The 22697-nt window shown below is 68.7% G+C and carries 28 protein-coding genes; 14 read left to right on the top strand and 14 right to left on the bottom strand.

Going from position 1 to position 22697, the window contains the following annotated elements; all coding sequences use genetic code 11:
- Window positions 1-125: 125 nt before the first annotated feature.
- A complete protein-coding gene (locus ACWZJV_RS28430) occupies window positions 126-743 on the bottom strand; it encodes a GyrI-like domain-containing protein (protein WP_457179773.1) in 618 nt (205 codons plus the stop codon).
- A 94-nt stretch (window positions 744-837) separates the two neighbouring features.
- Window positions 838-1773, bottom strand: a complete 936-nt coding sequence (locus tag ACWZJV_RS28425; protein WP_008359654.1) for a zinc metalloprotease — start codon at window positions 1771-1773, stop codon at window positions 838-840.
- Window positions 1774-1978: 205 nt separating this feature from the next.
- Here ACWZJV_RS28425 and ACWZJV_RS28420 point away from each other — a divergent pair, with 205 nt between their 5' ends.
- Both ACWZJV_RS28420 and ACWZJV_RS28415 read left to right on the top strand, forming a co-directional pair.
- On the top strand, window positions 1979-2368 hold the full coding sequence (locus ACWZJV_RS28420; protein WP_457179772.1) for an MmcQ/YjbR family DNA-binding protein: 390 nt from the start codon (window positions 1979-1981) through the stop codon (window positions 2366-2368).
- Window positions 2365-2877: a putative immunity protein gene (locus tag ACWZJV_RS28415; RefSeq protein ID WP_457179771.1), complete on the top strand. Its 513-nt coding sequence runs from the start codon at window positions 2365-2367 to the stop codon at window positions 2875-2877. The genes ACWZJV_RS28420 and ACWZJV_RS28415 overlap by 4 nt, the downstream gene beginning before the upstream one ends.
- A gap of 13 nt (window positions 2878-2890) precedes the next feature.
- On the opposite strand, the gene ACWZJV_RS28410 is transcribed toward ACWZJV_RS28415, so the two are convergent.
- A complete protein-coding gene (locus ACWZJV_RS28410) occupies window positions 2891-3799 on the bottom strand; it encodes an EamA family transporter (protein WP_457179770.1) in 909 nt (302 codons plus the stop codon).
- 83 nt (window positions 3800-3882) lie between these two features.
- On the opposite strand from ACWZJV_RS28410, the gene ACWZJV_RS28405 reads away from it, so the two are divergent.
- Window positions 3883-4746, top strand: coding sequence for a LysR family transcriptional regulator (locus tag ACWZJV_RS28405; RefSeq protein ID WP_457179769.1), 864 nt, complete (start codon window positions 3883-3885; stop codon window positions 4744-4746).
- Window positions 4747-4766: 20 nt separating this feature from the next.
- Here ACWZJV_RS28405 and ACWZJV_RS28400 read toward each other — a convergent pair whose 3' ends face one another.
- Window positions 4767-6011: a low temperature requirement protein A gene (locus ACWZJV_RS28400; RefSeq protein WP_457179768.1), complete on the bottom strand. Its 1245-nt coding sequence runs from the start codon at window positions 6009-6011 to the stop codon at window positions 4767-4769.
- A gap of 77 nt (window positions 6012-6088) precedes the next feature.
- On the opposite strand from ACWZJV_RS28400, the gene ACWZJV_RS28395 reads away from it, so the two are divergent.
- Both ACWZJV_RS28395 and ACWZJV_RS28390 read left to right on the top strand, forming a co-directional pair.
- Window positions 6089-6478: a DUF1304 domain-containing protein gene (locus ACWZJV_RS28395; RefSeq protein ID WP_457179767.1), complete on the top strand. Its 390-nt coding sequence runs from the start codon at window positions 6089-6091 to the stop codon at window positions 6476-6478.
- Between the two features lie 8 nt (window positions 6479-6486).
- A complete protein-coding gene (locus ACWZJV_RS28390; protein ID WP_008359645.1) occupies window positions 6487-6831 on the top strand; it encodes a TraR/DksA family transcriptional regulator in 345 nt (114 codons plus the stop codon).
- Here ACWZJV_RS28390 and ACWZJV_RS28385 read toward each other — a convergent pair.
- A complete protein-coding gene (locus ACWZJV_RS28385; RefSeq protein ID WP_457179766.1) occupies window positions 6806-7807 on the bottom strand; it encodes an alpha/beta fold hydrolase in 1002 nt (333 codons plus the stop codon). The genes ACWZJV_RS28390 and ACWZJV_RS28385 overlap by 26 nt on opposite strands.
- A gap of 84 nt (window positions 7808-7891) precedes the next feature.
- Between ACWZJV_RS28385 and ACWZJV_RS28380 the strand changes: the two genes are divergently transcribed.
- On the top strand, window positions 7892-8911 hold the full coding sequence (locus ACWZJV_RS28380) for a tyrosine-type recombinase/integrase (RefSeq protein ID WP_457179765.1): 1020 nt from the start codon (window positions 7892-7894) through the stop codon (window positions 8909-8911).
- Here the strand turns inward: ACWZJV_RS28380 and ACWZJV_RS28375 are convergent, their stop codons facing one another.
- Entirely contained in the window at window positions 8912-9688 is a 777-nt protein-coding gene (locus ACWZJV_RS28375) for a class I SAM-dependent methyltransferase (RefSeq protein WP_457179764.1), read from the bottom strand.
- A 117-nt stretch (window positions 9689-9805) separates the two neighbouring features.
- The gene (locus tag ACWZJV_RS28370; RefSeq protein WP_457179763.1) at window positions 9806-10768 is read right to left on the bottom strand and encodes an NADP-dependent oxidoreductase; all 963 of its coding nucleotides are present in this window, start codon (window positions 10766-10768) and stop codon (window positions 9806-9808) included.
- A 79-nt stretch (window positions 10769-10847) separates the two neighbouring features.
- Here ACWZJV_RS28370 and ACWZJV_RS28365 point away from each other — a divergent pair, with 79 nt between their 5' ends.
- The 3 genes from ACWZJV_RS28365 to ACWZJV_RS28355 all read left to right on the top strand — a co-directional run bounded on the left by ACWZJV_RS28365 (window position 10848) and on the right by ACWZJV_RS28355 (window position 13342).
- Window positions 10848-11450, top strand: coding sequence for a TetR/AcrR family transcriptional regulator (locus tag ACWZJV_RS28365; protein WP_457179762.1), 603 nt, complete (start codon window positions 10848-10850; stop codon window positions 11448-11450).
- 83 nt (window positions 11451-11533) lie between these two features.
- A complete protein-coding gene (locus tag ACWZJV_RS28360; protein ID WP_457179761.1) occupies window positions 11534-12895 on the top strand; it encodes an FAD-binding oxidoreductase in 1362 nt (453 codons plus the stop codon).
- A gap of 9 nt (window positions 12896-12904) precedes the next feature.
- Entirely contained in the window at window positions 12905-13342 is a 438-nt protein-coding gene (locus ACWZJV_RS28355) for a cytidine deaminase (protein ID WP_196874159.1), read from the top strand.
- Here ACWZJV_RS28355 and ACWZJV_RS28350 read toward each other — a convergent pair.
- Window positions 13339-13710 (bottom strand): hypothetical protein, encoded by a 372-nt coding sequence (locus ACWZJV_RS28350; RefSeq protein ID WP_457179760.1) that lies wholly within the window; start codon window positions 13708-13710, stop codon window positions 13339-13341. The two genes, ACWZJV_RS28355 and ACWZJV_RS28350, sit on opposite strands and share 4 nt — an antisense overlap.
- 98 nt (window positions 13711-13808) lie before the next feature.
- Window positions 13809-14111, bottom strand: a complete 303-nt coding sequence (locus ACWZJV_RS28345; RefSeq protein ID WP_457179759.1) for a hypothetical protein — start codon at window positions 14109-14111, stop codon at window positions 13809-13811.
- A 365-nt stretch (window positions 14112-14476) separates the two neighbouring features.
- Here ACWZJV_RS28345 and ACWZJV_RS28340 point away from each other — a divergent pair, with 365 nt between their 5' ends.
- From ACWZJV_RS28340 to ACWZJV_RS28325, 4 genes are all read left to right on the top strand, one after another.
- Complete coding sequence (locus ACWZJV_RS28340; protein ID WP_457179758.1) at window positions 14477-14980, top strand: hypothetical protein; 504 nt, start codon at window positions 14477-14479, stop codon at window positions 14978-14980.
- A gap of 93 nt (window positions 14981-15073) precedes the next feature.
- A complete protein-coding gene (locus ACWZJV_RS28335; RefSeq protein ID WP_457179757.1) occupies window positions 15074-15586 on the top strand; it encodes a pyridoxamine 5'-phosphate oxidase family protein in 513 nt (170 codons plus the stop codon).
- Window positions 15587-15616: 30 nt separating this feature from the next.
- Entirely contained in the window at window positions 15617-16798 is a 1182-nt protein-coding gene (locus ACWZJV_RS28330; RefSeq protein WP_457179756.1) for a flavohemoglobin expression-modulating QEGLA motif protein, read from the top strand.
- Window positions 16795-17784, top strand: a complete 990-nt coding sequence (locus tag ACWZJV_RS28325) for an ATP-grasp domain-containing protein (protein WP_457179755.1) — start codon at window positions 16795-16797, stop codon at window positions 17782-17784. Before ACWZJV_RS28330 ends, ACWZJV_RS28325 begins: the two co-directional genes overlap by 4 nt.
- A gap of 8 nt (window positions 17785-17792) precedes the next feature.
- On the opposite strand, the gene ACWZJV_RS28320 is transcribed toward ACWZJV_RS28325, so the two are convergent.
- From ACWZJV_RS28320 to ACWZJV_RS28300, 5 genes are all read right to left on the bottom strand, one after another.
- A complete protein-coding gene (locus ACWZJV_RS28320; RefSeq protein ID WP_045550444.1) occupies window positions 17793-18314 on the bottom strand; it encodes a hypothetical protein in 522 nt (173 codons plus the stop codon).
- A 41-nt stretch (window positions 18315-18355) separates the two neighbouring features.
- Window positions 18356-18619 (bottom strand): DUF202 domain-containing protein, encoded by a 264-nt coding sequence (locus ACWZJV_RS28315; RefSeq protein WP_457179754.1) that lies wholly within the window; start codon window positions 18617-18619, stop codon window positions 18356-18358.
- Complete coding sequence (locus tag ACWZJV_RS28310) at window positions 18616-18984, bottom strand: YidH family protein (protein WP_457179753.1); 369 nt, start codon at window positions 18982-18984, stop codon at window positions 18616-18618. The genes ACWZJV_RS28315 and ACWZJV_RS28310 overlap by 4 nt, the downstream gene beginning before the upstream one ends.
- A complete protein-coding gene (locus ACWZJV_RS28305) occupies window positions 18981-20300 on the bottom strand; it encodes an MFS transporter (protein WP_457179752.1) in 1320 nt (439 codons plus the stop codon). The genes ACWZJV_RS28310 and ACWZJV_RS28305 overlap by 4 nt, the downstream gene beginning before the upstream one ends.
- 115 nt (window positions 20301-20415) lie before the next feature.
- The gene (locus tag ACWZJV_RS28300; protein WP_457179751.1) at window positions 20416-21021 is read right to left on the bottom strand and encodes a TetR/AcrR family transcriptional regulator; all 606 of its coding nucleotides are present in this window, start codon (window positions 21019-21021) and stop codon (window positions 20416-20418) included.
- Between the two features lie 110 nt (window positions 21022-21131).
- On the opposite strand from ACWZJV_RS28300, the gene ACWZJV_RS28295 reads away from it, so the two are divergent.
- Window positions 21132-22697 carry a class I adenylate-forming enzyme family protein gene (locus tag ACWZJV_RS28295; RefSeq protein WP_457179750.1) on the top strand — a complete coding sequence of 522 codons (1566 nt, stop codon included), beginning with the start codon at window positions 21132-21134 and terminating at the stop codon, window positions 22695-22697.

Below are 22697 nucleotides of genomic sequence, written 5' to 3'. Positions count from 1 at the left end.
GGGGGAACTCTCCTCACGTGAGCGGGACTGCTCCGTCCCGAGTTACTGAAGAGTAATGTGACCGCGCTCACGCCGACAAGAGTTTCAGTCAACATTCGTACACCGAATGACCGGTGCCGCCCCGGTCAGGCAGACGTGACCGGCTGACGCAGGATCGTCCGCAGCTTCGACGGCTCGACCCGCCGCGGGTCGCCGAGGTAGATCTCGTGGTGCTTCCCGGTCATCCGCAACCCGTGCTCGGGGATGAAGCGCTCGTGCATCTCCTCGAGGACCGGGCCCTCCTCGTCGTACGGCCCGAGGTGCAGGGTCTGCACGCAGGTGCCTTCGCTGAGCGTCTCCCAGCGGACCTTGTCCAGGCTGGCCGGCCGGTCCTTGGCGGCGACCTTCTCGATCGCCGCGTCGACCATCGACCCGGTGATCCAGTCCGGGGTCATGATCATCGCGGTCCAGTCCCACTGCGACTTGTCCCGCGCACTGGTGAACGCGTCCATGTCCTCGGCCCACCACAGCGCCTCCAGCGGCGGCACCACGTAGTCTCTGCCTTCCTGCTTGCTGGCGAACTTCAGCTTGTACGCCACCGGGTAGAGCGCCGCGAGCGCGTCGGCGTACTCCTGGGCGGTGTTGGGATCACCGTGTCCGTCGACCATCAGATAGGGGAGTGGCGGCACCTCGAGGACCCGGAACTCGCCCCGCCGCGCCCGGTAGCCGTCGAGCGTCTTCTTCAGATCCGTCTTCGTCGCCATGGGGACATGATGGCCCTCCGGACATGGCAGCTGCTCGTCCGGCGAGTCACGAAGGACGCGCCGGACGGGCAGCGGTGGTGATCAGGCCCGCTGATCAGGCCCGGTAGGCCGCCCACATCTGGTCCATCCGGGTGCTCTGACCCAGGGTGAACTGGTTGTAGCAGCTGTCGTAGCTGTAGTCCATGTAGTTGTGGATCGGGTCGAGGCCGGGCAGGCTGCAGGAGTCACGGCCGGCCGGGCAGCCCGAGGTCGAGCTGGACTGAGCCGGGGTGTCCGCGACCTCGTCGTTGGTCGTGGTGCAGCCACCCTGGAAGGTGTGGTAGAGCCCGAACCAGTGGCCTGCCTCGTGGGTCGCGGTCTTGCCCTGGTCGTAGTTGGTGGCCGAGCCGCCAGGAAGCGAGCTGTACTGCACGCGGATACCGTCGATGCCCGGGTTGCGCGCGTAGTCCCAGGGGAACGTCGCGATGCCGAGGTAGCCGAAGTCGACGAGCCAGATGTTGAGCGCGTTCTTGCCGCCCAGGCGGGTCTGGCTGCGGTAGGTGGTCGACTGGCGGTCCTTGTGCCACTGGTTGTTGTAGTAGGTGTCGACGCCGGCGAGCGTGAACGTGAAACCGGTGTCGGCAGCCGTGCCGGCCAGCTCCTGACCTGCGAAGTCCTGGTTGAGCTCGGCGATCTGCGCGTCGATCTGCGCCTGGGTCACGTCGCCGGAGCCGTCCGTGCCGAGCATCTTGTGGATGTAGACGGGAACGGTGGCCGCGGTGCGCGCGCTGCTGCTGCCCTTCTTGGCCAGGATCGCCGCCGTGCGGGCCTCGATCCGCTGCTGCTCGGCCGCGGAGATGTCGCGGTGGTCCCCGCCGGAGCCGCCTCGGGCGGCGTCGGCCTCGTCATGGCCGGCGGGCTCGATGCAGGCGGCCTTCGACTCCTGCGGCGCCCACGCCGCTGCCGGGACGGCGGTCATGGCCACCGAGGCGGCGCCGAGAGCCAGGCTGATCGCCGTGGCCGCGATGCGAGCTGAACGGTTCAACGTCATGTGATGAGGGTCCTCTCACTCAGTCCGGGCCCACGGGGTCTGGGGCGCGGATTTCGATCGCTGACTCAACACCAAATTTCGTTGCACGGGAATGTAACGTCCGCAGATTTGTCCGTGAACGGCCGGATTTAACTGAGCGGTAACGATGCCGTGCCTGAGCGCAGTAGGTCTGCGTCGCCCTGCAGACATGGGTACGCTCCGGAGCATGGCAACCGTGGAAGATGTCCGGTGGCTCGGCTCCAGCCTCGAGAGATCTTATGAGGTCTTCGTACGCGGCCGGCTGAAGTTCCGGGTCGGCTCGATCGTCTACGTCGCCTTCTCCCTGGACGAGACCGAGATGGGCTTCGGCTTCCCGAAGGAGGAGCGGGCCGCGCTGGTGGCCGGTGCACCCCACAAGTTCCACCTGCCCCGCGAGTCGGAGATGCGGTTCAACTGGGTCGAATCGTCCCTCGGGGAGCTCGACCCGATCGAGGCGTGCGAGTTCGTCGTGGACGCCTGGCGGCTCTGCGTACCGAAGAAGGTCTCGGCGGCCTACGACCTCACCCACCCCGACGGCCCCGGGCCCGACCACCCGATGAACCGAGGAGAGCGATGATCCTGGCGAAGGAGCGCGACCCGCGCCTGATCACGGTCCGCCGCGGCGGGACGCTCACCGATGCCAATCATCATCTGCTCGCGCTGTGGGCGGCGACCTGCGCCGAGCACGTGCTCCATCTCTTCGAGTCCGAGTGCCCCGACGACCCACGTCCCCGCGAGGCCATCGAGGCGGCACGGGCCTGGACGCGCGGCGAGCTGAAGATGATGGAGGCCCGCGCTCTCGGCGGTCACGCGATGGGCGCGGCCCGGCCGCTACGTGGAGCCGCCCGCAACGCCGCCTACGCCGCCGGGCAGGCGGGCGTGGTCGCACACGTCGCCGCCCACGACCTGGGCGCGGCTGCGTACGCGATCAAGGCCGTACGCGACGCGGCTCCGCCCGGCGAGGCCATCGAGGCCGGTCGCCGCGAGTGCCACTGGCAGCGCGAGCAGCTCCCGGAACCTGTCCGCGACCTCGTCCTCGACGACCAGCGGATCCGCAACGACATCTGCTGGTCGGTCTTCGAATGAGCGACCGAGCCCGCTAAAGGCTGGAGAGGGAGCGCTCGTCCACGGCGCGCTGAACCGGGGGAGTGCCACCTTCGACGGCCGGTCTGCGCCCGCCCGCACGCTCGGCCCCCACCCCAGCCGCGACCACGAGCCCGATCCCGAGCACGGCGACCAGGTTCGGCACCTGGTGGAGAGCGAGGAACCCGATCACCAGCGCCAACGCCGGCTCGAGCGCCATGAGCGTCCCGAAGGCACCGGCGGTGAGACGACGGAGCGCCATCATCTCCAGAGCGAAGGGCACGACCGGCACCAGGAGGGCCAGACCCAGGCCGGCGAGCAGGAGCCCGGGCGTGAGCCGCTCCACGATGCCAGGTCCGACCACGACGGTGGCGACCACGGCCGCGACCGGCATGGAGATCGCGAGTCCACCGATGCCACTGACCGCATCGCCGACTCGCTGCGTCAACAGGATGTAGGACGCCCAGCAGGCGGCCGCGCTCAGTGCGAACGCGACACCGAGCGCGTCCACGGCGCCGTTCCACGGCTGGGTCAGGCACAGCACACCGCCGGCGGCCACGAGCGCCCACGCACGTGCGGTGCCGCGACTGCGGACGACGGCCACCCCCAACGGCCCGAGGAACTCCAGGGCAGCAGCCGTACCGAGCGGGAGCCGGGCCAGGGCAGCCATGAACAGCAGGGTCAGGCCGGAGGTGACCACACCGAGCGCGATGCCGCACAGGAGCGTCTCGCGGCTGAAGGTCGACGGACGCGGCCGGACGAGGACCAGAAGAAGGATGCCCGCCCAGAACAGCCGCAACCAGGCCACTCCCGCCGGGCCGAGCTGGTCGATCAGACCCACCGACGCCGCAAGGCCCAGCTGTACGCAGAGCATGGCGGCCATCGCCATCGAGGCACCGTTGCGGGCGGAGTGTGAGCTGGTCATGCGCTCCAGTGAACCCACTAGATCCGTTCGTGTCCACGTGACATTGCTGGACAATATGTTCGCAATATCGAAACAATGAGCCGGTGGACGTACGCAGGCTCCGGATGCTGCTGGAGCTCTCCCGTCTCGGTTCGATGCACGAGGTCGCCGCCGAGATCGACACGAGCACGTCCAGCGTCTCGCAAGCCGTCGCAGCGCTCGCGCGAGAGGTCGGAACGGCCCTCGTCGAACCCGACGGCCGGCGCGTACGCCTCACTCCTGCGGGCCACCGCCTCGCCGAGCACGCCGTCACCATCCTCGCGGCGGTCGAGGCCGCTCGTCTCGACCTCGACCCGGACGCCGAGCCCGCCGGCGTGCTTCGGGTGGCCGGCTTCGCCAGCGCGATCCGACGATCCCTCATGCCCGCCATCGACGGTCTCCGGCACGACCACCCCGGGATCGAGGTGCGGTTGCGCGAACACGAACCACCCGAGGCACTGGGACTGCTCGCACGCGACGACGTCGACCTGGCGCTCGTCTACGACTACAACATCGCTCCCGCCTCCTGGAGCAGCGACTACGACACGCTCCCGCTGTGGGAAGTCACCTGGGGCCTCGGCATGCCGTCCCAGGAGCCACGTGCCCCGTTCGCGACCTTCGCCGACCGGGACTGGATCGTGAACTCGCGCCACACGGCCGACGAGGAAGTGCTCCGCACACTCGCGTCGATGGCGGGATTCACCCCTCGGGTCGTTCATCGGGTCGATGCGCTCGAACTGGTGGACGACCTCGTTCTCGCCGGCCACGGACTCGCGCTGTTGCCGCGCGGACGCACCTCCCGCCGCGGCGTCGCCGTACGGCCGTTGACCGATCCCACCGTGCGCCTGCGCGCCTTCGCCATGACCCGCCGCGGGCGCGACCGATGGCCGCCTCTGCGGGCGGTGCTGAACCGACTGATCCGAACCTGAACGACGAACGGCAGACGTCGCTACTGGACAGCGCGGATGGCCTCGACGTCCGCGGCCACGTGCTGATAGCCCCAGGTCTCGTAGACGACGACCGTCACGTACGGCGCGGCCGCCAGGATCAGCAGCGACCAGCCGAGGGAGACACCGGTTGCCGCCGCGGCCACGCCGAGCACCAGCACCGCGAGCATGCCGACGGCCAGGTTGACGTGCAGCATGTCGATGCGACCCATCAGCGAGGAGTAGATGCCGAAGTAGGCGATCGTGAAGATCGCCAGCGGGATCGCGACCGCGAGCGCGGCTCCGAGGACGCCGATATGCGCCTCACCCTCGACGACGTACGCAGCCACGTGGATGCCACCACCGAAGGCCGCCACCGAGGCGAAGATGAGGATGTGGCCGTAGGCGAACATCCAGGCCCGGTGCCGGCGACGCTCGATGAAGTGCGCGAACGGGATGATGTAGTAGTCCCACCAGATCCCGAAGGTCAGCAGCGTGCCGGCGACCACGAGCAGGATCGACTCCTGCGACCAGCCGACGTGCTCGACGGCGGACGCCACCGCTGCGACCGTGCCGAGGATGACCTCACCCAGCGTGATGATGAGCAGCAGCCCGTAGCGCTCGGCGATGTGTTGGGCGTTCCACGGCATGCCCCAGCGCCGCTTGGCATAGATCGGGCCGATCATCTCGACGCCGTAGCAGACGACCGCCGCGAGCACCACCAGCGCCACCGAGCTCGTCTGAGCCACGGCGAGGGCCACCCAGCCGATCTGTGCGACCAGGATCGAACCGGCGTAGGTGAGCGCGGTGCGCCGGTAGGCGGGGGACTGGGACGCCGCCCGGAGCCACTGGGCGACCATCGCGACACGCATCACGATGTAGCCCGCGACCAGGACGCGGTTGTCGAGGAAGCCACCGTGGTCGACCGACTCGAACAGCGGCGCGACCCCCAGCGCCACGACGATGGCGCCGGCCATCTGCACGATGGTGAGAGCACGGAACACCCAGTCGTCGGTGTCGAACCCGGAGGCGAACCAGGCGAAGTTGATCCATGCCCAGCAGATCGCCACCGCGGTGAAGAGAAACGCACCGATCGCCGCCGCGAGGTGCTCCTCGGCGACCAGATGGGCGAAGGCCTCGCCGGCCTGCGCGAACGCGACGACGAAGGCGAGATCGAACAACAGCTCCAGGGGAGTGGCGGAGCGGCCGACCTCGTCCGGGTCGCGCCCGCTCATCCGCATCAGCCGATGAGGTCGTACGGCGGTCATGACGGAGATCCTGCCACCACGAAGCCGTCTCGGGGAGGGAGTCGGTCAAGCGCTTCTCAGCCGGTTACTCTCAGCCCATGATGGTCGTTGTGGCGTTGGTGCTCGCCGGGCTTGCTGCGTTGGTGCACGTCTACATCTTCGTGATGGAGTCGCTGACCTGGACGAGCGCGAAGACGCGCGCCGTCTTCGGGACGAGCGCCGAGGAGGCCGAGGCGACCAAGGAGCTCGCCTACAACCAGGGCTTCTACAACCTGTTCCTGGCGATCGTCACGGCGGTCGGCATCGTCCTGGTCGCCGCGGGCTCGGAGGCCTCGGGTGCGGCGCTGGTGTTCGCGGGCGCCGGGTCGATGGCAGCGGCCGCGACGGTGCTGCTCGTCTCCTCGCCCGACAAGCGGGGTGCGGCTCTCAAGCAGGGAGTCGTCCCGCTGCTCGCCGTGGTCGCGCTGCTCGTCGGCTCGCTCACCTGAGCTTCCTCATGGAACAGGCTCGCGTACGGCTCGAGGCGGAGCGCCGGCAGACGCTCGCGCGCCTGGCAGACCTGAGCGCCGACTTCGACGCAGTCGTCGCGGCCTCACGTGACACCAACGCCGATGACGAGCACGATCCGGAGGGAGCGACGATCGCCTTCGAGCGGTCCCAGGTCCAAGCACTCGTACGTCAGGCGCGAGAGCATCTCGCCGAGATAGACGCGGCCATGGAGCGCCTGGGAGCGGGCACGTACGGGATCTGCGAGGCATGCGGCCGGCCGATCGCCGAGGGACGGCTCGAGGCGCGTCCGGTGGCCCGCACCTGCATCAGCTGCGCCGGGAAGCCGACGTGAGGAACTCGAGCAGGAGCTGGTTGGTCTCCTCGGGGCGCTCCTGCTGGACCCAGTGCCCGCAGCGGGGGAGGACCACCGACCGGGTGAGGCCGGGCAGGGTCGTGTCGAAGCGTTCGATCTGACGGCGACCGGTGATCGCGGGGCCGTCGTACTCGCCGGCGACGAAGAGCGACGGCACGGTGATCGGCACGTCGCTGAAGGCTGCGAGATCCTCCCAGTCACGATCGATGTTGCGGTAGCGGGCGAGCGGACCGAAGAAGTCGGAGTCGGCGAACTCGCCCGCGTAGAAGTCCACATCGGCCTCGGTCAGCCACTCGGGCATGCCGGCGGGGTAGACGAACTGGTCGGAGAGCCGGTGGCCACGAGGCACCAGCCCGAGCGCCCCGCGCGGACCCCTACCGGCGGCGAGCACGCCGTCGCCCGAGATCGAGTAGTAGATGCCCAGCAGCCAGCGGCGTACGTCGGGCAGGATCTCGGCCTCGACGACACCTGGAGTCTGGAAGTAGGAGATGTAGAAGTCTTCGTCGTCACCGCCGGCCTGGGCCATCGCCTCGGTCGGCCGACGGCGCCCGGAGGGGCTGAACGGCACCGACAGACCGGCCACAGCGGTGAAGACGTCCGGCCGCAGCTGCGCCGACGTCCAGGCGATGGGAGCGCCCCAGTCGTGTCCGACGATGGTGGCCGTCTCCGCACCCAGAGCATGTACCAGGCCGACGTTGTCGCCGACGTGGCGCAGCATCCGGTAGTCCTCGATGGCATCCGGTTTCGAGGAGCCGCCGTATCCACGCACGTCGATCGCGACGGTCCGGTAGCCCGCATCGGCGAGCGCGGCGATCTGGTGACGCCACGAGTACCAGGACTCCGGAAATCCGTGCACCAGGAGCACGAGCGGGCCGTCCGGCGGCCCTGACTCCACCCAGTGCAGGTCGATCCCGTTGACGTTCTCGGTGTGGTGGGTGACAGCGGCGTCGGGCACGGCTGGAGTCTGCCACCTCGCCGGAAATCCGCGATAGTACCCCCTATCGCAGAAATGTTCGAAAAGACTGTAATATCGGGGGATGTGAGCGTACCTGACGATGGTGTGATGTTCGGCGACGTCGTCGAGGACTTCCTGACCGACCGTGCCACCCTGACGCGCCGCGGCCTCAACGACAAGTCGCGCAGCGCCTACCGGCAGGACATCGCCGCCTGGGCCCGGCAGCTGCACGTCGACGCCGGCGGCGAGCCCGACGCCGACGTGCTGGCGCTGGTCCCGATCTCGGCGCTGACCGACCAGAACGTGCGCATCGCCTACAGGTCGCTGCGCGAGAACTCGGCCGCGGCGACCTGTCAGCGCCGGGTCGGCACGCTGCGGCTCTTCACCCACTGGCTGCAGCTCGAGGGACATCTGCTGGTGGATCCGACGCTGCGGATCGAGGCACCCGAGCGGCCCAGCCGGCTGCCGGCCGGCTGGAGCGTCGACGAGCTCCGCCGGTTGGCCCGGGTCGCCTCGGCGCCGCGTGAAGGCACCGACCGGCGCCGCTGGCCGACTCGTGACCGGGCGATCTTCGCGGTGCTGGTAACCACCGGCGTACGCGCCGCCGAGCTGTGCGGCCTCACCGTCGGCTCCATCCGTCGTGAGTCCGACGGCGAGACGCTGGTGCGGGTCATCGGCAAGGGCGACAAGCAGCGCAACCTGCCGCTGCCGCCCGAGGCCGTGGATGCGGTCGACGCCTACCTGGCCGAGCTCGAAGCCCGTTTCGGCGCTCGCGACCCGGCCGACAACCTCTTTGTGCTGACCTCGGGCAAGCAGCTGCGTCCGGGCGCGCTCAACCATCTGGTCGAGACCTGGATCCGCCTCGCCGGCGTCCCGAAGCAGCCCGGCGAAGCCGCCCATGCCTTTCGGCACAGCGCCGCCAAGGGACTGATCCGTTCCGGCGTACCGGTGCCTGCCGTCCAGGGCCTGCTCGGTCATGAGGACCTCAAGACCACCGGGATCTACGTCAAGGCAACGGCCTCCGACACCCGCGACGCCGTCCTGCTCTCTCCTGCACGTGAGGTGCTGCGCGAGACGGCTGAGCCGTTCGAGCGTCCGGAGTGACTAGGGCTTGAGCGCCCGGGTCGCGATGTAGGCCGGGAAGTGCTCTGCGGTGACGTCCGCATGGTGCGGGGCTTCGCTCAGGTGCGTCAGGACGAATCCTGCGGCCAGCTGCCCGCCGATCTGCTCGGTCAGCGAGTGGCTGTACTCGATCGGGCCATCTCCGTAGGCACGCATCCGGTCGGCCTCGGAGAGATCGAGCGAGCTGAACGGGAGCCGGTGACGTACGACCAGCTCCCGCCGGTCGAGTGCCACCTCGTCGAAGATGTAGACGTCCGGATTCATGAATCCCGTCAGGAGCGTCCCGCCAGGACGCAGCACCCGGAACGACTCGCTCCACACCGGCGCCAGCTCCGGGCTGAAGACGTTCGAGACGGGGTTGACGATGACATCGAAGTCGGCGTCCCCGAAGGCGCCCAGATCACGCATGTCGCCGAGCACCGTACGCAGCACCAGGCCCTCACGGGCAGCCACCTCGTCGTCGCGCGCCAGCTGCTTGGGCGAGTTGTCGAAGACGGTCACCGTCGCGCCGGCAGCCGCGAGAATCGGGCCCTGCTGACCGCCGCCGGATGCGAGACAGAGCACGCGGACGCCGGTCAGGTCGGCAGGCAGCCAGTCACGCGGCATCGGCTGGTGACCGATGAGAACGATGGACCAGTCGCCGTCACGAGCCCGCGCAATGACGTCGGGGCCTACCGGCCGGGACCATTCGTTGTCACTGTCGACCAGCCCGTCCCAGGCGACGCGGTTGTGCGCAACCGGGTCGAAGTCCTCTGCCACGGAGTGCACTTTAACGGCCTCAGGACGGTATCGCCGTTCGGTAGCTAGTCGCCGATAATGCACATTATGTCAAGTGACGCTTTGGAGGGGCCGCTCCGAGGTCTCCCCTGAGGATGATCAGACGGAAAGGTCGATGACGACCTTGCCGCGTACGTGGCGTTCCGCCTGCAGCTCGACGGCCGATCGGATCTCCTCGACCGGAAAGGTCGCCGCGATCGGTACGCGGATGTCGCCGGCATCGACGAGCCGCGCGATGCGTCGGAGCGCCTCGGGGCCGGCATTCGCGCCGTTGGCCGCAGGTACGCCCTCGATGGCGGCCGCAACGGTACAGATCCGCTTGTCCGGGATGCCCAGCTGGCGGGCGACGTCGACCGTGTCTGTCCCGTGGAGGTCCAACGCCGCAGTGACCGGACCGCCGCCCATGGCTCGGACCCGGTCGGCCAGCCCGTCGCCGTACGCCACCGGCTCGGCACCCAGGCTGCGCAGGTAGTCCGCCGACGAGGTAGAGCCGGTGCCGATGATCCGGGCGCCCGCGATGCGGGCCAGCTGCACCGCGAAGACGCCTACTCCGCCCCCGGCTCCGCCGATCAGCACCGTGTCATCCGGCCCCAGGTCGAGCACTGCGAGCGCTGCGGCCGCGGTGCTGCCTGCGATCGACAGCGTCGCGGCGGTGCGGTCATCGACGCCGTCCGGAGTGTGGTGCGCGACCCCGGTCGAGATGCTCCCGGCGGACTCGATCACGAGGTGATCGGCGAGCGCCCGGGACACAGCGGTCCCGAACACACGGTCACCGACGGCGTATCCGGTCGAGTCAGGTCCGACCTCGTCGACGACGCCGGCGTAGTCGGTGCCGAATCCGCAGGGCAGACTCAGGCCGAACCGCGCGGCGGTCGCAGCGTCAGAGGTCATCACCCAATCCATCGGGTTCAGTCCCCCGGCGGTCACCCGGATGCGGATCTGGCCGGCGCCCGCATGCGGCTCGGGCACGCTCTGGACGGTCAGGTTCTCCGGTCCCCCGAACTTCTCGAGCAGGACCGCCCGGCTCGGGCTCTTCTGCCGCTCGTCGCCGTGCTGTGCCATGAGGCCTCTCCCCTGGTGTCTGCGGATCCAGCCCTATGTGGACTATGCTCCGGTTATCTGTTGCGACCATAACCGGAGCGTGATCCGTTTGACAACCCCGACCGGCCGGGCGCTGCGGTCAGACGCCGCTCACAACCGGGATGGACTGCTCGCTGCTGCCTCCCGCGTGCTCGCCTCGGCCGAGGGCGAGCCTTCGCTGCGTGCCATCGCACGGGAAGCCGGCGTCGGCATCGCGACGCTCTACCGGCACTTTCCCACCCGGGAGGCGCTCGTGGCGGCCGTCTACCAGGACCAGGTCGATCGCCTCACGAGCGGAGCCCGCGAGCTGCTCGAGCAGGAGAGCCCGTCGGTGGCGCTGCGACGGTGGATGGATCTGTTCGGCACCTGGGTTGCGGCGAAGAACGGCATGCTCGCCACCTTGCTGTCGATGATCGACTCCGGCGACCTCGCCCATGCCCAGACCAGAGACCAGCTCCTGGCGGCGATCTCGGCCATCCTCGATGCAGGCGTCACAGCAGGCGACCTCCGCTCAGATGTCACTCCTGAGGAAGTCTCTGCCGCCCTGATCGGCACCTTCACCGTCACCCAGCAGCCCGGCAACCCCGTCGCCGCAGACCGACTGCTCGACATTCTCCTCGACGGTCTCCGACCACAGCAGTCCCTCCGAGCCCACGGACACTGACGTAACAGAGGTCCTCTACCGGAACTCGATGATGTCGCCGACCAGGACCGGCTGGTGTCGCAGCCGCGGATGAGGCTGGCGGCATGACATCCATCGACGAACTTCGCAAACACGTAACCCGGGTCATCACGCCCGACGACGCAGACTACGACGTCGCTCGCGGCGTCTGGAACGGAATGATCGACCGTCGTCCGGCCGCTGTCGTGCCGGCCGCGAACTCGGACGACGTCATCGCCGCGGTGAACTTCGCACGCGAGGCCGGTCTGCCGCTGGCCGTACGCGGCGGCGGGCACAGCGCACCCGGATTCGGGACGATCGACGACGGCCTGGTGATCGACCTCTCCCCCATGCGTTCGGTCGAGATCGACGCCACCGCACGTACCGCCCGCGTCGGTGGTGGCGCGACGCTCGCGGACCTCAACGACGCCACCCACGCGCACGGCCTCGCAGTGCCCGGCGGGATCGTGTCGACGACGGGCGTCGGCGGTCTGACGCTCGGCGGCGGCATCGGCTACCTCACCCGAGGTTTCGGACTCACGATCGACAATCTGCGGTCGGCCGACGTCGTCACCGCGGACGGACAGCTCCGTCGCGCCAGCGAGTCCGAGAACTCCGACCTGTTCTGGGCGCTCCGCGGCGGCAGCGGCAACTTCGGGGTCGTCACCACCTTCGAGTTCGATCTGCACCCCGTGGACCAGGTGGTCGTCGGGCTCTTCTTCTACGAGCTGGAGCACGCCGGTGACCTGCTGCGCCTCTTCCGCACCTGGGTCACCGAGGCCGACGAGCGCTGCGGGGGCTTCCCGGCGTTTCAGGTGGCTCCTCCCCTGCCCTTCCTTCCGGAGGAGCGTCACGGCGACACCTTCTGCGCCGCCGTCGTCCACTGGAGCGGGCCGGTCGAGGAGGGTGAGGCGGCGATGCAGCCGTTCCGCGACCTCGCGCCGCGCGTCGGCGAGCTCGTCGAGCCCATGCCGTATCCGTGGCTCAACGGCGCGTTCGACGACCTGTTCCCCCGTGGCGTACGCAGCTACTGGAAGGGCAACTACGTCACCGAGCTGACCGACGCGGCCATCGACGTGCACCTGGCCCACGGGCCGAAGGCACCCAACGCGAGCTCGACGATGCACCTGTACCCCATCAACGGTGCTGCATCCCGCGTCGGCGCGACGGACACCGCGTTCTCCTACCGGCACGCGACGTTCTCGACGGTCATCGTCTCTGCATGGTCGGACGCCTCGGACGACGACGCCAACATCGCGTGGGTTCGCGACTACGCCGCCGCTCTCACGCCGCACTCCGAGCCCGGCGGGTACGTGAACTTCATGTCCGAGGACGACCAGGGCCGTGTCACCGACACCTATGGCAGCAACTACGCGCGCCTCAGGACGGTCAAGCAGGCGTACGACCCGGAGAACCTGTTCAGCCACAACCAGAACATCAGGCCCTAGGGTTGGCGCGTGCCAGCCACCCCAGACCGTCTCGATTCCACCCTGGCCGAGTGCCGCAAGCTCATCGCGTCCCGGTTCGCCGCCGGCGAATCCCGGGGAGCGGCAGCCGTGCTGCTCGACGACGGCACGGTCCTGACCGGCACCAGCCCTGACTTCCTGAACTCCAGCACGACCTTGTGCCACGAGGCCGAGCCCTACTGTGCCGCCTTCCGGCTCGACCGCAGGATCGTCGCCTCCGTCTGCCTGCACCGGTTCGAGGACGGCCGACATGTCGTCCTCAGCCCGTGCGGCGTCTGCCGCGAGCGGCTCGCCGGGCATGGTCCGGACGTCCTGGTCGCCGTGCCGGGCAGCTCGGACGGCACCGAGGTCAGATGGGTCACGCTCAGGGAGGCGCTCCCCCATTACTGGCTCAGCGTGATCCCGGAGGAAGTCCCCGACTGGGTCTAGGACGAACGACCCTCGCCTCGCCTCAGCGCGAGGATGGTGCGAGTGTCGGCGGCGGTGGCGAAGACGAGCGCCGACGCCGCGATCTTGGGCCCGATGTTGCCCTCGCTGCGCGCGAGATGAGCGCAGTACGCAGCGATCGCCACGTTGAGGCCGGCGCGCGCCGCCATCCACGGCAGTCTGCGCCGACCGGCCAGCAGCCCGGGCACGAGCACCAGATCAGCAGCGCCGATGACGCGCAGCGCGGTGGGGTGGTCACCGAACTTCAGTGCCCGACCCACCCGCTCCGGCGCGAGCAGGATCGCCGCTCCGATGGGCAGGGTGGCCATTCCGACGAAGGCGGCCGAGCGCCGCGCACTCTCAGAGTCCATGGAGCCATCTTGTCCGACGGCTGGTGATCCGCTCCTCGCGTCGGCGCGTCGCCCTTCCCAGGGGCGAGCGGAAGATCCAACGACTCGCGGTTGCTCGGTCAGAGCTCGAGAACCCATGAGGCGAGCACCTGCACAAGATTGAGGAAGACCGAGGCTGCCGCCACCACAGATCCGACGATGAACAGCGGGCGACCTCCTGGGTGACCAAGACGCTCAGCCTTGCGGCCACACCAAGCTCCGACAATCGCGGGCGTGATCAGCACCAGGAGCGCAGGAAGTCCTGCTCTGATACCGGCCGCCGTCGGCACGTCCTCGTCCCCGTTCGAGTACCCCTGAACGGAAAGCAGCCAATCCCCCAGGATCTCAGCGGCCACGAACGCGACAGGAAGAAGCGCGAACACCACCCAGCCCGTACGCAGGACACGGCGAGCCGATCCACCCTCCTCGACAGGGGACGGTGCTGCAGGTCCGGACATCACGCGATCACTCCCATCTGAGCGCCGAGGGCTTCGATGCGATCGTTACTCGGCCGCCTCGGCCGCCACAAGGACGAAGGTCAGCAGTAGCGGCGACGAACGACGCATCTATCTCATCGAGATGGACCGAATCGATCATGAAGAATGTATTAGGAAGTATTGGCCTGTCTTTCATGCCATGAGCGTCGAAATGGACTGAAATGACTATGGCTTCGCCTCGAATCGACATGCCAGACTCCCGGCGTCCGGGCGACTGCGCCCAGCAACTCATCCATCGGGGGAACATGAGCATGCGCATCCAGAGCATATGCGCGGCGATCGGGGTCGCCGCCACCGCGACGGTCCTGGCAGCTACGCAGGCATCGGCGAGCGGCAGCCCGCACTTCATCAAGAACCTGACGACGGTGACCGACGCCAGGCTGTCCTCGGTCACCGTCGCGTTCAAGGAGGCCGGTCTCGAGAGCGGAGCGGTCGAGACGATCACCGTGACCGCTCACCTCGATGCGACGTATCAGTGCGTCAACCGTGGTGGCCACAATCCGGATGACCCGAAGAAGACCGTGATCAGCGGTGACTACTCAAAGTCGGGCGAGTTCAAGGCTGCCAGGAACGGCAACGTCATCGGCTCCCTGACGGTGGCCGCACCCGCGCCCAGCACCGTCGCCGTCTGCCCCAGGGGGCAGACGGCGAAGCACACGGTGTCGACGTGGTCGAACATCTCCGTCACCGACGAGGACACCCTGGCGACGATCGCCCTCGAGGGCACCTACTCCTTCGGCGAGCCCGTCGACTGACGGAATCGTGAGCCAGGATGTAGAGAACCTCCGATCGGCTCCGTCCATGGGGTGAGAGCGACCGACCGGGTCGCCCGAACCGAGGAGAGTTCGATGTCCAACACCATGCACGCTGACGAGATCGACGCGGTCCTGAGCCGTCCGCTGAGCCGCGAGCTCCTGGCCCGAGACCTGACCCGCCTTGCGTACGTCGCCAAGGACGGCACCCCGAGGAACATCCCGATCGCGTTCACCTGGAACGGCTCACAGGTGGTCATGTGCACCACCCCCAACTCCCCCAAGCTCATCTCGCTGCGTCACAACCCGGCCGTCGCCCTGACCATCGACACCGAGGTGCACCCGCCGAAGATGCTGCTCATCCGCGGGACCGCCGAGCTGGACGCCGTCGACGGGATCCCCGAGGAGTACCTCGAGATGAACGGCTCCTACGAGATGACACCGGAGCAGCGAGTCGCCTGGGAGGCGGAGGTGCGGTCCTTGTACGACAGCATGGTGCGCATCGTCGTCACCCCGACCTGGGCGAAGCTGATCGACTTCGAGACGACCCTTCCGACGCAGGTCGAGGAGCTGGTCCGGCAGCGCGCCGAGCGCAACGGTGAGGAATGATCCCATCAGGGTGTGGGTACCCCTGGGGGTGTGACTGCTTCGACTCAGGAGATCGAGCCCGCCCTCAGCATCGACGCCCGACTCACCGCGATCGAGCGCCAGATCGACCTGCTGCTGAACCTCACCCCACTCAACGGAGCGGAGGCGTGGGACGACTTCAAACGGACCGACTTCACGGTCGCGCCGACGCTGCGGCTCCGAGAGCTCGACTTCGAACCTGACCTGGTGCGTCGTGATCTCTACAACCTCGAGATCGAGGACGTCGCCGACCCAGCCCTGCACTCCTTGTTCCGGGCCAAACGAGATGAGGTCGCGCGACAGATCACCGCGCTCGAGGACCGTGACACGACGAAGTTCGTGCACGGCTCACGGCAGCTCTTCGGCGACCCCTCCGCCGGTCTCGTGTCGTCGGCCGAGCAACTGCTCGCCGACATCCCTCCGCCGCCCCCGGCCCGCGGAAACGTGACGTCCGGGGCGTTCGCTGATGCAGCCCGCGCCGAGCTGGAGCACTATCAAGCGGCGTACCCCGGGTTTCCCGCGGATGTCGAGGTGCGTGAGGACGTCTCCGAGCTGATGGTGTCCGCGGGGCAGCTGCTCATCCCTGAGTCGGCGACCTTCCGCGCCGACCGGGTCGAGCCGCTGCTTCACCACGAGGTCGGTACGCACGTCGTCACCTACCAGAACGGCGCGCGGCAGCCGCTGAAGATGCTGACGATCGGCTTGCCCGGCTACGACGAGACCCAAGAGGGCCTGGCGCTCATCTCCGAGTACGTCACCGGCGGGCTGGACCCACGGCGGCTGCGGGTGCTCGCGGCGCGGGTCGTCGCCGTCGACCTGATGCTCGCGGGCGGAAGCTTCATGGAGATCTTCGAGACCTTGGAGGGCAAGCATCGGCTTCCCCGCCGGACAGCTTGGTCGGTCGCGATCCGAGTGGTCGTCGCCGGCGGGATGGTGCGCGACGCGATCTACCTGCGCGGGATCAGCCGGATCCTCGAGGCCGTTGCCTCGGGAGTCGATCTCGACGTGCTGCTGGTCGGCAAGCTCGCGCTGGACCACATCGACCTGGTGCAGGACCTGCTCGAGCGCGGCGTACTCGAGCCTCCATGGGTGCGCCCGCGGTGGCTCGAGGTGCCCGGCGCGCGCGAGCGCCTCGACCGGATGGCCGGCGGCTTGCAGGTCACAGACCTCTACGAAGGAGATGGAGAGAGATGAAGCTTGCGTTCTTCGTCAACGAGATCGCAGTCGAACACCCCGTGATGGCGACCACGCGACTTGCCAAGGCGGCCACTGAGGGGGCGCACGAGGTCTGGTACGTCGGTGCAGGCGATGTCGAGTTCGACACGAGTCAACAGCTCCTCGCCCGCGCGCGCCGTGCCGAGGTCATCGAGGGCGACACGCTCGAGACGTTCTTGGCCCGGATCAAGAAACGTGATCCGGAGCGACTGGTGATGGACTCGCTGGATGCCCTGTTCCTGCGCAACGAAGAGGCCACCGAGATGCAGGAACGACCATGGGCCGGCCCGCTTGGCACCGTCTTCGGCCAGATGCTCGCCGCTCGAGGTGTCACGGTGGTCAATGACCCGGTGACGTTGAGCCGTGCGACGAGCAAGCTCTATCTGGAGGAGTTTCCCCAGTCTGTCCGGCCACGCTCCCTCGTCACCCGCGACGCCGGAGCGATCAGACGGTTCATCGCAGAGGTGGGCAAGTCCGTCGTCAAGCCGATCTACGGCGGCAAGGGCCGCAACGTGTTCGTGGTCGAGGACGAGAACGAGACCAACCTGGCGCAGATCATCGAAGCGGTCTTCGAGGACGGATATGCGATCGCCCAAGAGTTCGTGAACGGCGGCGAGGAGGGCGACGCCAGGATCTTCCTGCTCGACGGGAAGCTGATCGAGATCGACGGAGCGTACGCCGCGTTCCGGCGCGTGCCAGACGGCAACGATCCGCGCGCCAACATCAGCAAGGGCGGGCGGATGCAGCCGCTCGAGATCGGCGCACGCGAGAAGGACATCGTCGACACGATGGGTCCCAAGCTCGCGGCCGACGGGTTGTTCTTCGTCGGGATCGACGTGGTCGGCGACAAGGTGCTCGAGATCAATGCCGACAGCCCGGGCGGTATCCAGAGCATCGAGTGGCTCTACGAGACCGACATCTGCCCGGCCATCATCGAGGCCCTCCGGGAGCGCGCCTTCAGCTGAGTCACGGTCTAGGACGCAGCCGATCCGCCGGGCCCCTTGGCGCGCACGCGCTCGACGTTGACCAGCGACTCCTGGAGCTCGTCGAGCCACTCGCTCGAGTGCTGCTGGACGAGCTTGACGCACCAGCCGAGCGCGTCGCTCCGGCTCCGGGCGACGCCGCCGGAGACCAGCAGGTCGAGGACCTTGCGCTCGGGCTGACGCAGCCGGGTCATGACCGGCGCGGAGACGGTGGTGAACATGTGCCGCTCACCTCCGACCTCCACGCCCCACGACACCTTCCGGTCGAACCGTCGCTCGGCCTGCCGCGCCACGGCCATCCGATCCTCGCGGGTGCGCTCGCGGAACTCGCTCGCTCGCCCTTCGTTAGCTGCTGCCCGCTCTTCGTCCGAAGCGCCCTCGGCGGTCTTCGGCTCCTTGATCCGCCCGACGACGGTGATCTCCTCGCGGTCGACCACCACATCGACGATCTCGTCGTACACACCATCGGGCAGCCGTCCGCTGAACCACCCGCGCAATTCGTTTGTAAGCATGTAATTATGCTTACTCCTTAGCAAGTCGAATTCAAGGGCGGCTACGACGAGCCGACGAGCGCGACCACCTCGACGAGCGCGATCACGGTCGCCACCGCGGCGGTGACCAGGACGCGGCGGCGCCCGAGCAACAGGTACGCGGCCAGCGCAGCCACCGCCAGCGCGGCACCGAGGCGCCACCACAGCTGACCGTCAGTCAGTGGATGGCGGACGACGACGAGCGCGGCGACGACGAGCGACAGGTGCGTACGCCGCCAGGCGAGCTCGGTGCGCTCGGGCTGCAGCCCCGGGTCTCCCCCGCTCACACCAGCAGTGCCATCGAGACGAGCGCGACGGAGCCGAGCACGCCGAGCACCAGGGGAAGCGGTGCCCGGCGGGTCGGGAGGGCAGCGCGCCGGCGGATCGCGCGCTCGCTGCGTACCCAGCTCCACCAGGACCAGGCGGCACAGCCCGCCGCGAGGATCGCGAGGCTGAGCGGGGCGAGCACGGCCAGGGCCGTGCCGCCGCCGACCGCCAGGGTGTCGACGGCGACCGCGACGGCGAGGAACGCCAGCGAGGTGCGGATCCAGGCCAGGAACGTACGCTCGTTGGCCAGGGTGAACCTGACATCGGGTTCCTCAGTCTCGCTGTAGAGCCAGCTGTCGAGCCGACCGCGGGGCGCGCGGCTCACGACGCAGGCTGCGTGACGGCCTCGGTGTCCGCGTCGACCCGAGGACGACGAACGGTCACACCGGGGACGAGCGCCGCGGTGACGGCGAACAGGACCGTGGCCACCCACGCGATCGTCATCCAGCGCTCCCAGCCACCGGTCGCCTCGACCACCCGCGGCGCGAAGAGCACGGTCGCCAGGATGAAGGTGCGGTTGAGCAGGTGGTTGAGGCCGAAGGCACGACCCTGGATGTCGGGGTGGACCTCCTCGACGTGCTCGGAGAAGCTCGCCATCCACGGACCGAAGGTGGCGGCGAGGGCCACGCCGATGCCGACGAAGAGGACGATCACCAGGCTCGAGGACGCCTCGCTCCCCCGGCCCATCAGTGCCAGGAAGGCGCCCAGGAAGACCGACGCGGCGACGCCGCCTCCGACCATGAAGGCCTTGCGCCGCTGCGTACGATCCGAGAGGCGGGCGAAGACGAGGCTCAGCGCGAGGTTGCTCAGCCAGAAGACCATCGTCATCGCCGAGGCCGTCCGGACCGAGACGCCGAACTGCTGGACGAGCATGGTCTGGGCGTAGGCGTTCATCGTGGCCAGCAGGACGTAGAGGAACGACATCGCGAGCACGTGCGTCCAGAACGCGCGGCGCGCCATGAGGAGGCTCAGACCCTTTCGGCCATGCGGCACGTCGACGGTGTGGGCGTCGTGCTCGGTCAGGCGTACGGCGCGGCGGACCTCGGGAGCGAGGTCACGCAGCGTGAGCGCGACGACGACCGCTCCGACCAGCGCGGCACCGGCCATGATGAACAGCTGCGAGCGCCACTCGTTGCCGAAGACGCCCAGGGTCGCCGAGGCGACCGCAGCGGCGAAGAAGTTCGCCCCCACGGACCCCCAGCTCCAGAACGCGAAGGCCTGGGCGCGGCCCATCCGCGGGGTGAAGTCGCGGATGAGCGGCTGGGTGCCGGCGACGGCGACGCCCTCGACGAAGGCGAGCACGATCCGAGCGAGCGCGAAGTGGCCCACCGAGTCCGCCGTGGCCATGAACAGGCAGGCGGCGGCGGAGAGGAACATGAACGGGACCAGGATCCTCACCCGGCCGACCCGGTCGGCGAGCTCGCCGCCGAGATAGCCGGCCAGGGCTCCGAAGATCAGCGACGCGGCCGTGATGAGGCCGTAGGTCTTGAGCGACATCCCGAGGTCGTCGAGCAGCAGCGGCAGGACGGGAGCCAGCTGGCCCTCGAACGCCGAGATGAACAGGGCGAGCACGACGACAGCCAGCAGCACGCGGCGGCGTGCTCCGACTGGGTACTCGGTGAGCAGGGTGCGGTAGGACAACGGAGATCCGCCCTTCGAGATGCTAGACAGAGCGTCTAGTAACGGTCATCACGTCCGACTGTAGGCCGAGTGACCCGCACCACACAAGACACCGTGTCCACCTCAGCGCCGCGCGTCAGCGGCCCTCGGGGTCGAATCCCGTCGCCCAGAACCGCCCACGGCGCGAGAGCTCGACGAGCGTCTCGACGACCTGGTCGGTGGCCGGCCGCGGCTCCGGCGCGTCCAGCCACCACAGCAGCACCGCCATCTGCTCGCCGACCCAGGCCCGGGCCAGCACCTGGAGATCCACCCGTGGGCGCACGGCGTTCGCCTTCACCCGTGCCGTGAAGATCTCGTGGGCGGTCGTGCTCCAGGCGTCCTCGAACGCCCGCAGGCCGCGACCGTCCCCTTCGCCGCGCAGGATCATCCGGTACGCATCAGGCTGCTCGCTCGCGTGCCGGAAGGCCTCGGCCACCGGCTCGCCGGTGAACCCGGCGTCCTCAGGGGCCAGCACCTCGTCCAGCCGCTCCTTGAGGTCCTGGAGCACCGAGGACACCACATGGTCGTAGAGCGCCTCCTTGTCCTTGAAGTGCGTGTAGAAGGTCGCCCTGCCGACATCGGCGGCGGCGACGATGTCCTCCACCGTCACCGCGGCGTAGCCACGCTCGAGCACCAGGGAGATGAGCGCGTCACGGAGCGCCCCTCGCGTTCGCCGGCTGCGCCGGTCCTCAACCACCGTCATGCGCACTGTTCTAGCACTTTCCCGTACGGCTGGACTGTTTCTGGACAAGGTGTCTATGATCTCGGGTGACCGCGCTCACAGCAGCGACCCCGACCACCAGGAGGGCACCCGTGAATCTCGGTAGCTATCTCACCCGCACCGCGACCTTCACCCCCGACGCCACCGCCCTGGTCTCCGGCACCGACCGATGGACCTACCGCCAGCTCGAGGACGACACCAACCGGCTCGCCGCTGCGCTCATCGCCCGCGGCTGCACACCGGGCACTTCCGTCGCCACCCTGGCCACCAACCGCGGCGAGCTGGTCGTCGCGGAGATGGCGATCTGCAAGGCGGGCGCGCTCCGGGTGCCGATCAGCGCGCGGCTCGCCGCTGCCGAGGTCGAGCACGTGCTGCTCGACGCCGCTGTCAGGGTCGTCTTCACCGGCGGCGACCACCTCGAGCTGGTCCGCAAGATCGTCGACGCGCACGGCCTGGACTGCCTCGTCGTCGACCTCGACAACAGCGCCACCCGCGCCGACAGCACCGTGGCGTACGACGCCCTGCTCGCCGAAGGCTCCACCGACCCGGTCGCCGTCGACGTCGACGAGGACGCCCCGGCCGTCCTGAACTTCACCTCCGGCTCGACCGGCACGCTGAAGGCGGCGGTCCAGACGGTCGGCAACCGGCTGGCCAACATGCGCAAGCTGGCCATGAACCCCTACGGCTCGCTGTCCGCCGAGGCCGTCTACCTCGCCCCCGGCCCGATCACCCACGCCAGCGGGATGGTGATCCTCGGCTGCTTCTTCCGCGGCGCTGCGGTGGTCGTGCTCCCCGCGTTCGACACGGAGGCCTATCTCGACACGCTCGAGCGCGAGCGGGTGACCCACACCTTCGTCGTGCCCGTCATGCTCAACCTGGTCCTCGCCTCCCCCACGCTGCACGAGCGCGACCTCTCCGCGCTGCAGAGCATCACCGTCGGCGGTGCTCCGGTCAGCCCGGCGCGGCTGCGCGAGGCCGTCGAGGCGTTCGGCCCGGTGGTCAACCAGGGCTACGGACAGGGCGAGACGACGAGCGCGATCACCTTCCTCAGCTCCGAGGACGTCGTCCGCGGTATCGAGTCGGACCCGGACCTGCTGCTCTCCTGCGGCCGTCCCGTCTACGACACCGAGGTGATCGTGGTCGACGAGGACCACAACCCGTTGCCCGCCGGCGAGATCGGCGAGATCGTGGCGCGCGGTCCCGACTGCGTACGGGAGTACTTCCACGCGCCCGAGGCGACCGCCGAGACCTTCCGTGACGGCTGGGTGCACACCGGCGACCTCGGCCGGATCCGCGAGGACGGGTTCGTCTTCATCGTGGACCGGAAGAAGGACATGATCATCTCGGGCGGCTACAACGTCTACTGCTCCGAGGTCGAGGCCGCGCTCTACGAGCACCCCGCCGTCAGCGAGGCCTGCGTCGTCGGTGTTCCCAGCGAGAAGTGGGGCGAGACCGTGAAGGCGTACGTCACGCTCGCCGCCGGCACCACCGCGACCGAGGAGGAGCTGCGCGACTTCTGCCGCACACGGCTCTCGGGGGTGAAGGTGCCGCGGATCATCGAGTTCGCCGACACACTGCCCGTCAACCGCAACGGCAAGGTCGACCGGCGGGCGCTGCGCGAGCGCGACTGGGCCGGCACCGAGCGGAAGGTCGGCTGA

It is taken from the genome of Nocardioides sp. WG-D5 (assembly GCF_054031175.1).
Note: the sequence above shows the minus strand (reverse complement) of the source record. Positions and strands in the feature narration are given on the sequence as shown.